This window comes from Parabacteroides sp. HGS0025 (genome assembly GCF_000969845.1).
GTDB classification, from domain to species: domain Bacteria; phylum Bacteroidota; class Bacteroidia; order Bacteroidales; family Tannerellaceae; genus Parabacteroides; species Parabacteroides gordonii.
In genome coordinates this window covers 1,390,031-1,403,722 of the sequence record NZ_KQ033902.1, presented here as the reverse complement: position 1 = coordinate 1,403,722, position 13,692 = coordinate 1,390,031, and the positions used below count along the sequence as shown (strand labels likewise).

15 protein-coding genes and 3 tRNA genes are annotated in these 13,692 nt (G+C 46.9%); 11 read left to right on the top strand and 7 right to left on the bottom strand.

Features of this window, described 5'->3' with window-relative positions; translation table 11 throughout:
- Nucleotide 1 precedes the first annotated feature (1 nt).
- From HMPREF1212_RS05180 to trpA, 5 genes are read left to right on the top strand one after another with little or no spacing between them, the layout of a single operon-like run.
- The gene (locus HMPREF1212_RS05180) at nt 2-571 is read left to right on the top strand and encodes an anthranilate synthase component II (protein ID WP_028727394.1); all 570 of its coding nucleotides are present in this window, start codon (nt 2-4) and stop codon (nt 569-571) included.
- A gap of 4 nt (nt 572-575) precedes the next feature.
- Nucleotides 576-1,571: an anthranilate phosphoribosyltransferase gene (gene trpD / locus HMPREF1212_RS05175; protein WP_046148653.1), complete on the top strand. Its 996-nt coding sequence runs from the start codon at nt 576-578 to the stop codon at nt 1,569-1,571.
- A 2-nt stretch (nt 1,572-1,573) separates the two neighbouring features.
- The gene (gene trpC, locus HMPREF1212_RS05170) at nt 1,574-2,386 is read left to right on the top strand and encodes an indole-3-glycerol phosphate synthase TrpC (RefSeq protein WP_028727392.1); all 813 of its coding nucleotides are present in this window, start codon (nt 1,574-1,576) and stop codon (nt 2,384-2,386) included.
- Nucleotides 2,380-3,009: a phosphoribosylanthranilate isomerase gene (locus HMPREF1212_RS05165; protein ID WP_028727391.1), complete on the top strand. Its 630-nt coding sequence runs from the start codon at nt 2,380-2,382 to the stop codon at nt 3,007-3,009. The genes trpC and HMPREF1212_RS05165 overlap by 7 nt, the downstream gene beginning before the upstream one ends.
- Before the next feature lie 15 nt (nt 3,010-3,024).
- Nucleotides 3,025-3,798 carry a tryptophan synthase subunit alpha gene (gene trpA / locus HMPREF1212_RS05160; protein ID WP_028727390.1) on the top strand — a complete coding sequence of 258 codons (774 nt, stop codon included), beginning with the start codon at nt 3,025-3,027 and terminating at the stop codon, nt 3,796-3,798.
- A gap of 87 nt (nt 3,799-3,885) precedes the next feature.
- Here the strand turns inward: trpA and HMPREF1212_RS05155 are convergent.
- A tRNA-Ser gene (locus HMPREF1212_RS05155) sits at nt 3,886-3,972 on the bottom strand.
- A gap of 130 nt (nt 3,973-4,102) precedes the next feature.
- A complete protein-coding gene (locus tag HMPREF1212_RS05150; RefSeq protein ID WP_007652517.1) occupies nt 4,103-4,654 on the bottom strand; it encodes an NADH peroxidase in 552 nt (183 codons plus the stop codon).
- A 189-nt stretch (nt 4,655-4,843) separates the two neighbouring features.
- Between HMPREF1212_RS05150 and HMPREF1212_RS05145 the strand changes: the two genes are divergently transcribed.
- Both HMPREF1212_RS05145 and HMPREF1212_RS05140 read left to right on the top strand, forming a co-directional pair.
- A complete protein-coding gene (locus tag HMPREF1212_RS05145; protein WP_028727545.1) occupies nt 4,844-5,902 on the top strand; it encodes a class I fructose-bisphosphate aldolase in 1,059 nt (352 codons plus the stop codon).
- Between the two features lie 99 nt (nt 5,903-6,001).
- The gene (locus tag HMPREF1212_RS05140) at nt 6,002-6,943 is read left to right on the top strand and encodes a DMT family transporter (protein ID WP_028727546.1); all 942 of its coding nucleotides are present in this window, start codon (nt 6,002-6,004) and stop codon (nt 6,941-6,943) included.
- A 19-nt stretch (nt 6,944-6,962) separates the two neighbouring features.
- Here the strand turns inward: HMPREF1212_RS05140 and HMPREF1212_RS05135 are convergent, their stop codons facing one another.
- From HMPREF1212_RS05135 to HMPREF1212_RS05115, 5 genes are all read right to left on the bottom strand, one after another.
- The gene (locus HMPREF1212_RS05135; protein ID WP_046148652.1) at nt 6,963-8,501 is read right to left on the bottom strand and encodes a family 43 glycosylhydrolase; all 1,539 of its coding nucleotides are present in this window, start codon (nt 8,499-8,501) and stop codon (nt 6,963-6,965) included.
- A 118-nt stretch (nt 8,502-8,619) separates the two neighbouring features.
- Complete coding sequence (locus HMPREF1212_RS05130) at nt 8,620-9,294, bottom strand: RluA family pseudouridine synthase (protein ID WP_046148651.1); 675 nt, start codon at nt 9,292-9,294, stop codon at nt 8,620-8,622.
- Nucleotide 9,295: 1 nt separating this feature from the next.
- Nucleotides 9,296-10,042: a 3-oxoacyl-[acyl-carrier-protein] reductase gene (gene fabG / locus HMPREF1212_RS05125; RefSeq protein ID WP_046148650.1), complete on the bottom strand. Its 747-nt coding sequence runs from the start codon at nt 10,040-10,042 to the stop codon at nt 9,296-9,298.
- 23 nt (nt 10,043-10,065) lie between these two features.
- Entirely contained in the window at nt 10,066-11,010 is a 945-nt protein-coding gene (locus tag HMPREF1212_RS05120) for a 3-oxoacyl-ACP synthase III family protein (RefSeq protein WP_028727550.1), read from the bottom strand.
- A 7-nt stretch (nt 11,011-11,017) separates the two neighbouring features.
- Nucleotides 11,018-11,605, bottom strand: coding sequence for a TetR/AcrR family transcriptional regulator (locus HMPREF1212_RS05115; protein WP_028727551.1), 588 nt, complete (start codon nt 11,603-11,605; stop codon nt 11,018-11,020).
- A gap of 156 nt (nt 11,606-11,761) precedes the next feature.
- On the opposite strand from HMPREF1212_RS05115, the gene HMPREF1212_RS05110 reads away from it, so the two are divergent.
- The 4 genes from HMPREF1212_RS05110 to HMPREF1212_RS05095 all read left to right on the top strand — a co-directional run bounded on the left by HMPREF1212_RS05110 (nt 11,762) and on the right by HMPREF1212_RS05095 (nt 13,446).
- Nucleotides 11,762-11,833: transfer RNA gene (locus HMPREF1212_RS05110), tRNA-Met, on the top strand.
- Between the two features lie 160 nt (nt 11,834-11,993).
- Entirely contained in the window at nt 11,994-12,905 is a 912-nt protein-coding gene (locus HMPREF1212_RS05105; protein WP_046148649.1) for a DnaJ C-terminal domain-containing protein, read from the top strand.
- A gap of 12 nt (nt 12,906-12,917) precedes the next feature.
- Nucleotides 12,918-13,232, top strand: a complete 315-nt coding sequence (locus HMPREF1212_RS05100) for a chaperone modulator CbpM (RefSeq protein ID WP_028727553.1) — start codon at nt 12,918-12,920, stop codon at nt 13,230-13,232.
- Nucleotides 13,233-13,374: 142 nt separating this feature from the next.
- Nucleotides 13,375-13,446, top strand: a tRNA-Met gene (locus HMPREF1212_RS05095).
- The last annotated feature ends 246 nt before the right edge of the window (nt 13,447-13,692 follow it).

Sequence of the window (13,692 nt, the reverse complement as noted above, 5' to 3'; positions counted from 1 at the left end):
TATGAGCAAGATATTATTATTCGACAATTACGACTCCTTCACCTATAATTTATTACACATCCTGAAGGAACTGGGCGCAGAGGTAGAAGTACACCGCAACGACAAAATATCACTGGAAGAAGTAGACCGCTTCGACAAAATATTGCTTTCCCCGGGCCCCGGTATTCCCGAAGAAGCAGGCATCCTGCTCCCCTTGATCCGCCGGTATGCCCCGACTAAAAGCATCCTGGGGGTCTGCCTGGGCGAACAGGCGATAGGCGAAGCATTCGGAGCGACGCTGATTAACCTGACAGACGTTCATCACGGCGTATGTTCCGATATCCGGGTAACAGCGAAAGAACCTTTATTTGCCGGACTTGAGGCAGGTTTCCGTGCCGGACGCTACCATTCATGGGCCGTGTCGCGCGAGAACTTCCCCGACTGCCTGGAAATAACTGCCGAAGACATGGAAGAAAAACAGATCATGGCACTTCGTCACCGCACCTATGACGTCAGGGGCATTCAGTTCCACCCGGAATCGGTACTGACTCCGAAGGGAAAGATCATTATTGAAAACTGGTTAAAAGCATAACACAATGAAAGATATATTATATAGATTATTCGAACATCAGTATCTGGGACGGGAGGAAGCCCACCAGATACTTCAGCGGATGGCAGCCGGAGAATATAACGACTCGCAGATAGCCAGCCTGATCACGGTATTCCTGATGCGTAACATTTCCGTAGAAGAGTTGTCCGGTTTCCGTGAAGCCCTGCTCGAAATGCGTGTACCGGTCGACCTGACCGATTATAAGCCGATCGACATTGTAGGAACAGGCGGTGACGGTAAAAACACCTTCAACATCAGTACCGCTTCCAGCTTCGTGGTAGCCGGTGCCGGTTATAATGTGGTAAAGCATGGTAACTACGGGGCTACTTCCGTAAGCGGTGCCAGCAATGTGATGGAACAGCACGGAGTAAAGTTCACGAACAGTATCGATAAGCTGCGCGAGTCGATGGAAGCCTGCCACATCGCTTATCTCCATGCCCCTTTGTTTAATCCGGCACTGAAGGCAGTCGCTCCGGTACGTAAAAGTCTCGGGGTACGCAGCTTCTTCAATATGCTCGGCCCGTTGGTAAATCCGGTGATGCCGGCCTATCAGTTGTTGGGCGTATATAACCTGCCGTTACTCCGTCTGTATAGTTATACGTATCAGGAGAGCGGAACCCGCTTTGCGGTAGTCCACAGTCTGGATGGGTTCGATGAGATATCGCTGACTACCGAGTTTAAGGTAGCCATGCCAGAGAAAGAGAAGTTATACACACCGGAAATGCTGGGTTTTGCCCGTTGTACGGAAGCGGATCTCGACGGCGGACAGACCGTAGAAGATGCCGCCCGCATTTTCGACAGCGTTATGAAGAATACGGCAACCCCGGCACAGAAAAACTGCGTGATCGCCAATTCGGCTTTCGCCATCCAGGTGATCTGTCCGGAGAAAAAGATAGAAACCTGTATCGCCGAAGCACGCGAATCGCTGGAAAGCGGCAAGGCGCTGGCGACACTGAAGAAGTTCATTTCACTGAATAATTAAGTATGAAAGATATATTACAAGACATCATAGCCAACAAACGTATCGAAGTAGAACGGCAGAAACAAGCCGTCCGCCTTCAAACATTACTGGCATTGGGAGGTGAACGCCTGGAACGTACCACCTATTCGATGCGGGCCTCACTGGCGGCTTCTTCATCGGGAATCATCGCCGAGTTTAAACGCAAAAGCCCATCGAAAGGCTGGTTGCATCCGGATGCCGCCATTGCCGACGTGATACCGGCCTATGAGAAAGCCGGAGCTTCCGCCTGTTCCGTCCTGACCGACCCGCAGTTCTTCGGTGGTTCGCTGGGCGATCTTTGCCAGGCTCGTAAACAGGTGAGCCTGCCGTTGCTCCGTAAGGATTTTATCATCGATGAATACCAGCTTTACCAGGCCCGTGTGATGGGAGCCGATGCCGTGCTGCTGATTGCCGCCTGCCTGACTACCGACCAATGCCTGGCATTAGCTGAACTGGCTCATACCCTGCAATTGGAAACATTGCTGGAAGTCCATAGTGAAGAAGAGTTGGCCTATCTCAATCCGCATATCGATATGTTGGGAGTGAATAACCGAAATCTCGGTACCTTCCATACGGATGTGGCAAATTCGTTCCGCCTGGCAGAGAAGATGCAGGAGATATCCAAAGAAAAAGATCTTTCCCCGTTGTTGATCTCTGAAAGCGGCATCTCCGATCCTACCACGGTAAGTAGCCTTCGTGAAGCAGGTTTCCGAGGCTTCCTGATCGGAGAGACATTTATGAAAACGGAACAACCGGGTGAAACCTTATCCGGCTTTATAGGAGGACTATCATGCTGATCAAGGTATGCGGCATGCGCGAACCGGATAATATCCGCCGGGTGGCAGAAGCAGGGGCCGACTGGATGGGGTTTATCTTTTATGCCCGCTCCCCCCGTTTTGCGGGAAATCTTTCTCCGGATGAGATAAGCAAGGAAAGGGCGGTTCGCAGACCGCCCGTACGGGTCGGTGTTTTCGTGGATGCAACGCCTGAATATATGATGGAGATGGGAAATAAATATGCGCTGGGGTATTTGCAGTTGCATGGGAATGAATCGCCGGACACCTGCTATGCATTGCAGAAACGGGGCTATGCAATCATCAAAGCTTTTTCCATTGCAGATGAAGAGGATTTAAAGCTGACAGCCGACTACGAAGGCCGGGCCGACTATTTCCTGTTCGACACCAAATGCAACGGATACGGAGGTTCGGGCAAGCAGTTCGACTGGTCGGTACTCACCGCCTATAAAGGGCAAACTCCTTTCCTGCTAAGCGGCGGGATCAATCCGGACAGCGTAGAAGCCATCCGCAATTTCCATCATCCGAAACTGGCCGGGCTCGACCTCAACAGCGGATTTGAAACCGCTCCGGGCATGAAAGATGCAGAGAAACTAAAAACATTTATAGATAAGATTAAGAAATAAATAAAAGACAAGCATATGAATCGTATTACAAATCTATTCGAAACAAAGAAGAACGGCATCCTGTCCGTTTACTTCACAGCCGGTTATCCCGCGCTGAATGATACGGTAACCATCCTGAAAGAGCTGGAAGCCAAAGGTATCAATATGGTTGAAATAGGTATCCCCTTCTCCGACCCGATGGCCGACGGCCTTGTTATCCAGGAAGCTGCCACACAGGCACTGCACAACGGCATGTCGCTTCATCTCCTGTTCGACCAGCTGAAAGACATACGCCGGGAGGTACAGATCCCGCTCGTATTCATGGGGTACCTCAATCCGATCATGCAGTTCGGTTTTGAAGCCTTCTGTAAGAAATGTGTGGAAGTCGGCGTAGACGGCATGATCATCCCCGACCTGCCTTTCGCCGACTATATGGCCGATTACAAAGCCATCGCCGACCGTTATGACCTGAAAATGATCATGCTCATCACCCCGGAAACTTCCGAAGAACGCATCCGCCTGATCGACGAACATACTTCCGGCTTCATCTATATGGTATCGAGCGCAGCAACCACCGGAGCCCAACAGAGCTTCGACGAACAGAAACAGGCCTACTTCCGCCGCATCAACGCCATGAAACTGCGTAATCCCCGCCTGGTTGGTTTCGGTATATCCAATAAAGCGACCTTCGATGCGGCTGCTTCCAATTCATCAGGCGCCATCATCGGCAGCAAGTTTATCCAGTTGCTGAAAAGTGAAGCGACAGCCGCCCAGGCAATCGATAAACTGCTGGATGCTCTCAAGAAATAATACCATTTAAGATAAAGTATGGATAAAACCTGCCATAAATAAAAAAGTCCTGCATGTAATTGCAGGACTTTTTTATTTATAATTCCGCGGAAAGCGAGAGATTCGAACCCCCGGAGCAGTTACCCGCTCACCGCATTTCGAGTGCGGCCCATTCGACCACTCTGGCAGCTTTCCTTTTCTGTGGTTGACGTAGCAAATGTATGGATAATTTCGTGTCGTTATTCTCCAAACAGTCTTTTTTACAGAAAAAAAGGAGATACAAAATGTATCCCCTTCCCCATATTAACAAAACGAATTATCGTTATTACTTGAAATAACGGTTATATAATCCTTCGAAGCCTTTACCATGACGAGCTTCGTCTTTACACATTTCGTGTACAGTATCGTGGATAGCATCCAGATTCTGTTGTTTTGCCAAAGTAGCGATACGTTTTTTATCTTCGCATGCACCGGCTTCCGCTTCCATACGTTTTTTCAGGTTTGTTTTTGTATCCCAAACCACATCACCCAGCAATTCGGCAAACTTAGCAGCATGTTCAGCTTCTTCCCACGCATAACGTTTGAATGCTTCTGCCACTTCAGGATAACCTTCGCGGTCAGCCTGACGGCTCATTGCCAGATACATACCTACTTCAGTACATTCTCCCATGAAGTGAGCGTTAAGACCTTCAAGAATAACAGGGTCGACACCTTTAGCTACGCCTAATACGTGTTCGTCTACAAACTGCAAAGCACCGGTTGTTTCCACCAGTTCCTTGAACTTGCTTTTCGGTTGTTTACATTGCGGACAGAATTCGGGAGCTTCGTCACCTTCATGAACATAACCACATACTGTGCAGATCCATTTCTTTTTCATCTTCGTAAAATTTTATTGGTTGTAAAACTATTAGTATATATATAATCTTTGTTATTCGCTGCGACAAAATTAACCAAACAAATCTAAAAGGCAAGAAATAGGCAATAGATATATTCTATCTGTTAATTGACAAAAACTATGAAACCTATTCCAGCCGGGAAGTGTTTCATTCTAAAACTTGCATATATTATGGATACATTAAAGATTACAAGCTTATTAGGCGACAAGGCAGAGTATTATCTCGGCCATACATGTAAAACGATCGACAAATCGCTGATCCATATTCCATCACCTTCTACGATAGATGATATATGGATCAATACGGACAGAAACATTCAAACATTAAATAACCTGCAAAGGATGCTGGGACACGGACGTCTGGCAAATACAGGATACCTGTCTATCCTTCCGGTAGACCAGGACATTGAACATACTGCCGGTGCTTCATTTGCTCCGAACCCTATTTATTTTGATCCGGAAAATATCGTGAAACTGGCCATCGAGGGCGGTTGCAACGCGGTGGCTTCCACCTTCGGTAACTTAGGAGTAGTAGCGCGCAAATATGCACACAAAATACCGTTCCTCGTAAAGCTCAACCATAACGAACTGCTTACCTACCCGAACAGTTACAACCAAGTGATGTTCGGAACCGTAAAAGAAGCATGGAACATGGGAGCGGCCGCCGTAGGAGCAACGATCTATTTCGGTTCTGCCGAAAGTCGCGATCAACTGGTAGAGATAGCCGATGCATTCGAATATGCCCACGAGCTGGGTATGGCCACCGTTCTCTGGTGTTACTTAAGAAACAACGATTTCAAGAAAGACGGCGTCGATTACCATTCTGCCGCCGACCTTACCGGACAGGCCAACCACCTGGGGGTAACGATCAAAGCGGATATCGTAAAACAGAAGTTACCTTCCAATAACGGTGGGTTTACAGCTATCAACTTCGGCAAAGTAGACCAGAAGATGTACACCGAACTGGCAACCGAACACCCGATCGACCTCTGCCGTTACCAGGTAGCGAACGGTTATATGGGACGCATCGGCCTGATCAACTCCGGCGGTGAATCACACGGAGCTTCCGACCTGAAAGAAGCCGTTATTACCGCAGTCGTGAACAAACGTGCCGGTGGCATGGGACTGATCAGCGGACGTAAGGCTTTCCAACGTTCGATGAAAGACGGTGTCGAGCTATTGCATACGATCCAGAATGTTTATCTCGATCCGGAGATTACGATCGCATAAACGACCGATAAATATATAGGAAGTGCATGGAAGGATCTATCTTTTCATGCACTTTTTTATGGAAAAGCCATTACCTTTGTACCCATTAAATAAGGCAAAATGAAATCTCAGGCTTATAAAGGGCATCTGGCAATGCTGGGGGCCAATATCTTATGGGGATTGATGTCTCCTGTATCGAAAGCAGTGTTAATAGCAGGCCCAATCAGCGCGTTATCACTTACTACGTTCCGTATGGTAGGAGCAGCCGTTATATTCTGGCTGGCTTCGCTCTTCACGAAAAAAGAGCATGTCAACCATCAGGATCTTATGAAGCTGTTCTTCGCCGCATTGCTGGGGATCGTTCTGAACCAGGGATCATTTATCTTCGGAGTTTCTTTGACATCACCGATCAACGCCTCTATCGTTACCACCACAACCCCCATCATCACGATGATCATTGCGGCCTTCTACCTGAAAGAGCCTGTCACCGGAAAGAAAGTGATAGGGATCTTTGTCGGGGCTGCCGGAGCTTTATTACTTATCCTGAGCAGCCAGAGCGCAGCTGCCGGAGGAGGGAAAAGCAGCAATATATGGGGTGACCTGCTTTGCCTGTTGGCACAGTTCAGCTTCTCTTTCTATTTCGTACTGTTCAAGGGGCTGATAGGCAAATACTCTCCTATTACGCTGATGAAGTGGATGTTTACCTACGCTTCCATCTGTACGATACCGTTCACCTTCAATCATATTTCAGCGATCGACTTTGCAAACCTGCCAGCGGAGTTATACCTGGGTATCGCCTACGTTGTTATTGGTGGAACCTTCCTGCCCTATTTGTTTATCCCTATCGGACAGACTTTGCTGCGTCCGACAGTTGCCTGTATGTACAATTACGTACAGCCGATAGTCGCTTCACTGATCGCCGTACTTTGGGGAATGGACACTTTCGGAGTCATGAAAGGCATAGCGGTAGCACTGGTCTTTTCGGGTGTATATATTGTTACCCAAAGTAAATCGAGGGCACAACTGGAAGGTTATCAGGCTGCACAAGGCAAGCCTGAATAACCTTTGTTATTTTCTGCTCTTATTCATTCCGTAACCAGCAATACCCATACACCGCCGGTTTATCCAAAGCACCCTGCTGATACAGTCCGGGACGGGAAATGCGATCCCAACGGACTAGGGATTTCAAGGCAGAGGGGGAAAGGTCGTATTCTATCTCCTTCCACTTCCTGCCGTCTTCACTATAAGTAAACGAGCAACGGATACCGTCTGTCACCTTCATCCGGAGATACAAAGAAGGAGCCGGCAGTTTCATATCGGCCAGGATCAACTCTTTGCCATCGTTCACGGCTTTTAGCTTCAGGCGGTCTGCTTCGCAACCGAGTGTCAGCAGGTTATTGTCATCGCCATACATAACGACACCTTTCCAGCTTTCGTTCTGGTTTACGACAGCAGTCTCCAGCGTATAGTCGGCAGTCGAAGGGCGCAGGCAAAGTGCATTACCCGTCTTGATACCCGGTTTCGGAGAACCGCATAAAGACAGGTTACCGCCTTTCAATTCCGTTTTTACATCGGCATACGGATAATTCCAACTCCATTCGGGGCGAAGGGCCGTTGCCGTGAAGTCGTCGGTAAAATCAAAGATAGGCTCCTGCACACAGTCGGTGAACGGCATGGGCTGTGCCAGGCTGGCATATTCCCCGGTAACGAAATAAGGCCAGTTATCCCCGCCCATTCTCATCTCCTGCAAGTGCGGTTGCCGCCCCTGATAAAAGTCTTTGTCCCTGCTATAAGCATGGCAAAGGTAAAACATACGTCCGTCGGGCGTAGTGGTCAGCGTACCATGTCCGATAGACTGGATATCTTTTCCACCGTGAAGGATCGGGTTACCTTCGTACTTCTCATACGGGCCGGCCAGTTTCTTCGAACGGGCTACCTCTACCGCATAATCGCTCTCCGGGCCACAACAACCGTTTACCGCATAGATAATATAGTAATAGCCGTTTTGCTTAAACCAATGTTGTCCTTCCATCCCCCGTCTTTCATCATCACGCAGCAAGCTGAAAGGCTCACCTTCCAGGCGCAAGCCGTCGGAACTCAGCTTGCAGGCCAGCAATTCGATAGGACGCTGATCCAACCCGTAAGCTTTCCAGGTCATATAAAGCTGTCCGTTGTCTTCAAGGATAAAGGCATCGATCGCTTCTTTTCCGAATTCGACGATGGGACCGTAATCTTTAAACTTCCCTGTCGGTGAGTCGGCTACAGCCACTCCGATACATGAAATATTGTCCGACTCCTTACGAGCAGTATAATACATATATACTTTACCGTTATGGTAATACCACTCGGGAGCCCAGAAAGACGATTTCGTCCAAGCCGGTTTTTCTTTAAAGATATGGCCGGTCTGCTTCCAGTTCACCAGATCGGAAGAAGTAAATACCGGATAATAAGGGGCCCATTCCGAGGAAGTCCCGGTAACATAATAAGTCTCGCCAATCCGCATGATGGAGGGATCGGCTACATCGCCGTGGATAACAGGGTTGGTAAAATAAGTTTGTTGCTGTGCCAGTCCCAGAGTAACGGATGCTGAACACAATAAGATTGTCAATAGCTTTTTCATGGTCTGCCTATTAATTAATAACACAATTACAGCAGGCAAAGATAAATAAAAAGAAACTGCATCAAAGTGCCTGATGACATTTCAATGCAGTTTCCTGTTATTTTATTTCTTTTGACTCTTATAGTCCCGCCGAAATACTCTTCCAAAGATTATCATCGGGTACAGGAGCCACGATCTTTATCGCTTCTTTCGATACCGGATGAATGAATTCGGCACTACGGGAGTGAAGGCTGATACCGCCGTCTTTGTTCGAGCGGTCGGCTCCATACTTCAGGTCGCCTTTGATCGGGCATCCCATCTTTGCCAGCTGGCAACGTATCTGGTGATGACGTCCGGTCTTCAGATCGATCTCAAGTAAATAATAATTATCCGAACGCGCAATCACTTTATAGTGCAGGATTGCTTTCTTAGAGTCAGGCCGTTCGGTATCGTAGGCATAACTCTTATTTTGTTTTTCGTTGCGTACCAACCAGTTGACCAGCTCGCCTTCATCGGCAGGCGGACAGTTCTTTACGATCGCCCAATACGTCTTCTTCACCTCTCCTACCCGGAACATTTCGTTCAGGCGGGGAAGGGCTTTGCTTGTTTTGGCAAACAGGACAACGCCGCTGACAGGACGATCCAACCGGTGGGTCACACCTATATAGACATTTCCCGGTTTACAATACTTCTCCTTCAGCCATGCTTTAAGCATTTCCGAAAGAGGAGTATCACCGGTTTTATCTCCTTGTACAATCTCGCGGCAGGTTTTATTTACCGCGATGATATGATTGTCTTCGTAGATAACTTCCATATTACATATTCATGCCGCCGTCAACCTGGATCACCTGTCCGGATACATAAGCAGACAGATCAGAAGCCAGGAATGTAGCTACATTAGCCACGTCTTCTGTCGTACCGCCACGACGCAAAGGAATTTTCTTGTTCCACTCTTCTCTTACCTCTTCCGGCAACTTAGCAGTCATATCAGTGATGATAAAGCCCGGAGCGATTGCGTTGGCACGGATACCGCGTGAACCCAGTTCCTGAGCCACCGACTTGGCCAAACCGATCATACCGGCTTTCGATGCTGAATAGTTGCTCTGTCCGGCATTACCATGAACACCAACGACAGAAGACATATTGATAATGTTTCCGGCACGCTGTTTCATCATGATCGGAGTACAAGCATGGATAAAGTTGAATGCAGATTTCAGGTTTACGTTGAGCACAGCATCCCACTGTCCTTCGCTCATACGCATCATCAGACCGTCTTTCGTGATACCGGCATTGTTTACCAGGATGTCGATACGACCGAAGTCTTTCTGTATCTCTGCCACTACATTATGTGTATCTTCAAAGTTAGCTGCGTTAGAAGCATAACCTTTTGCTTTAACACCTAAAGCTTCAATTTCTTTCTGTGTTGCTTCACCGTTTTCGTCGATAACCAAATCTGTAAATGCAATATTCGCACCTTCAGCGGCAAACTTCAAAGCAATGGCTTTACCAATACCACGTGCGGCACCGGTAACGATAGCTACTTTTCCTTCCAATAATTTCATAATACTCTTATTTTACGTCTTAATTAGCACTTAATTAAACAGGCACCCGCCGAATATCCGCCGCCGAACACGGTCAGACAAACCAGGTCGCCCCTTTTAAACGTCCCGTCGTTCTGGGCATATACCAACGCTGAACTTACCGAGCCGGTATTACCCAGTTCTTCGATATTGTGCAGGAACTTTTCTTCCGGCAGATTCAGTTGCTTGGCAATGTTGGACATGATACGCATATTAGCCTGATGACCGATAAAATAAGTCAGGTCATCCAGTGAATAGCCGTTCTTCTCCAGCAAGTACACTGCATTCTTAGGCATATAAGTACAAGCCTGGATAAATACGTCGCGGCCTTCCGGCATCAGGATACCCCCGTCGCGCGGACGCAACTGTACCCCTTCCGGGCCTTTTCCCAAATGTCCCAGACCTTGCGTAAATACCTCAAGGATCTGCGGATCATTCTCAGTCATACGTTCTTTTGAGATAAAGAATGCGGCAGCCGCGTCTCCCCACAGGTGGCCGGCTTTCGGATCTGTTTCATTATAATAGGCTGAGTTCTTATCTGCAGAAAGGATCAGGGCTTTCGTAGCCTTTCCCATAGCAAAATAACCTTCCACCACCTCCAGTGCATTCAAAAAGGAGGAACAGGCTGAAGATAAATACAACGCTTTCGCGTTTGTAATATTAAATTCACGCTGAGTATAGTGAGCCGCAGTTGCAACTGTATCGTACGGAGAATAGGAGGCTGAGATAATTAAATCAACATCCGTAATATCATAAGGTAATTTAGGCAGCGCGTTATGTACGGCTTCAATTCCCATTGTACAAATAGTCTCTTCCGGTTTAGCTTTGGACCGGGTTTTAATACCGGTTCTTTGTTCAATCCACTCGCTAGTCAACCCGTTTAATTCCAAAAAATGTTGGTTGTGCACCCGCTCTTCAGGCACATAAAACCCTGTTGCATTGATAAACATCTCTGGTTTACTTAATCTTTATTCCGTTGAATATTAAATTCATCACATTATCTCTTCTCTTGATTCGTTGGCTGATATTATCTCCCATAATACCCCTTATATAAGGAACTTCCAATCCCTTTAAGGCATGATGAAGCACAACCGCAGTAATTTCAGTATCAGGCATTTCAAAAATACCTTCCTTTACACCAGCATCCAGAATTCCTTTCAATAATTCGGTTTCCCGGATGTCAAAGCTCTTACGAACTTTTTCCACGCGCCATATATCCCGGAAGAAGTTGGCTTTCAGCGTCCCGTTACGGAACACGAGCGCCTTGATAGCATCCAGTCTTGCATAAATGAATGTCATCAACTTCTCGTCAGCAGGCAAATCCTTTCCGGCAACATCGAGCAACATCTTATATAACTTATCCAGCTCCGATTCTACCACGGCCAGATAAATCTCATTTTTGCTCTTGAAATACGTATATAACGTACGTCTGCCTTTCCGGGAAGCCTGTGCAATATCGTTCATTGTCGTATTATCAACCCCCATGCGGGCAAACAATTGCCTGGCCACATCCACCAACATTTCGCGTGTTTTAGAAACTGTCATCGGCATCGTATTGCACATTTTGATTAAAACTGTGCGCAAAGTACCTAAAAAAGATTGGTTCTAGCAAGTATATTAAAAAAACTTGCAATAAATTTGTTTTGTAAATGAAAAACCTTACCTTTGCACTCGCAATCACACAATGATTGTAAACTATATCGCGGAGTGGAGCAGTGGTAGCTCGTTGGGCTCATAACCCAAAGGTCGTAAGTTCGAGTCTTGCCTCCGCAACTAGCTAAAAGGCTTTCAGTTTTACTGAAGGCCTTTTCTTTTTTCATCTTCTCTAAGGTTTATTAGCCAAAATTAAACGATCAAATTCCCCTATGGTATGTTTATTGTAGTGTATATGTATGGTTATCTACTGACATAAAGACTTAACAATATAAATAATATGGCTTATATAGACTATTACAACATTCTTGGAGTGAATAAAGGGGCTTCGCAGGACGACATAAAAAAAGCGTACAAGAAGCTGGCCCGTAAATATCACCCTGACCTGAATCCGAACGATCCGGATGCTCACCGGAAATTCCAGGAGATCAACGAAGCCAATGAGGTATTAAGCGATCCTGAAAAACGGAAGAAATACGATCAATATGGCGAAAACTGGAAACATGCCGACCAATTCGAAGCGCAGCAACAACAATACGGACAGTATCAGAACGGCGGCTTTGGCGGTGGCGGCGGATCTTACTGGAGCGCATCCGACGACGGCAGCGGATTCTCCGACTTCTTCGAATCCATGTTCGGAGGAAGAAGCGGCCGCAGCAGTGGCGGAGGCAGCCACATGTTCCGCGGACAGGATTATAATGCTTCACTCAGTCTTTCTTTGGCTGACGCTGCAAAGACACACAAGCAGGTGATCACCGTCAACGGAAAGAATCTGCGTATCACCGTACCGGCCGGTATTGCCGACGGACAAACCATCAAACTGAAAGGCCAGGGAGGCCCGGGCGTTAAGGGCGGTCCTGCCGGAGACTTATACATCACCTTTGCCATTACCGACAACGGCAGGTTCAAACGTGTGGGCGACGATCTGTATGTGACCGTTCCCCTCAACATGTACACTGCCATCTTAGGAGGCGAACAGATTGTGGAAACGATGGACAGCAAGGTGAAGCTGAAAGTCAGCCCCGGCACCCAGAACAACACCAAGGTGCGCCTGAAAGGCAAAGGTTTCCCTATCTATAAGAAAGAAGGGCAGTTCGGTGACCTGATAGTTACCTATACTATCGAGATACCGACTAATCTGACGGATAAACAGAAAGAGTTGTTCCGCGAAATACAGAGTCTTAATCAATAAAACATGAGTACTATGCAAGCAGATTTAATTATAGTCAATGAATATTGCCGGATATGCCATATCGAACCGGCCTTCATTTTCCGCCTGGAAGAAGGAGGACTGATAGAAATCCGTATCGTTGAAGGTGAGAAGTTCCTGAAAGCTTCCCAACTGCACGATATTGAAAGGTATACACGTATGTATTACGACCTGTCCATCAACTTCGAAGGAATAGACGCCATTCACCATCTGCTGAACCGTGTCAAATCCATGCAACAGGAGATCGGCCGGCTGCAAAAGAAGCTGAAGGTATATGAAGCAGATTATTTTGAAGAAAATGAATTATAAAACAGATTGACACATTTGCCTTACTATCAGCAGGGTAAATGTGTCAAGCAAAGAAATACACAAACTATTTGTAAAATAATTTGTTTTGTAAGAAATAATTCATACCTTTGCACTCGCAATCAGGTAATGATAGCAACTATATCGCGGAGTGGAGCAGTGGTAGCTCGTTGGGCTCATAACCCAAAGGTCATAGGTTCGAGTCCTGTCTCCGCAACTACCGAAAGAGAATCAACAAGGTTGGTTCTCTTTTTTTATGCTTTATGCCTCCAGCCTTCATTATTTGCCATATCAAATTAGCTATCAACATATTACAAACAAAACACGGGTTCATTTCGGGTTCATATGGCCGTCATACCTGCTTTCATAGACCTTCATGCTCTATTCTTTTTTTATCACCATTCCTACTCTTTTCAATCAGTAAAATCATATCATTTGCCGATACAGGTAACCAGTTGACAAC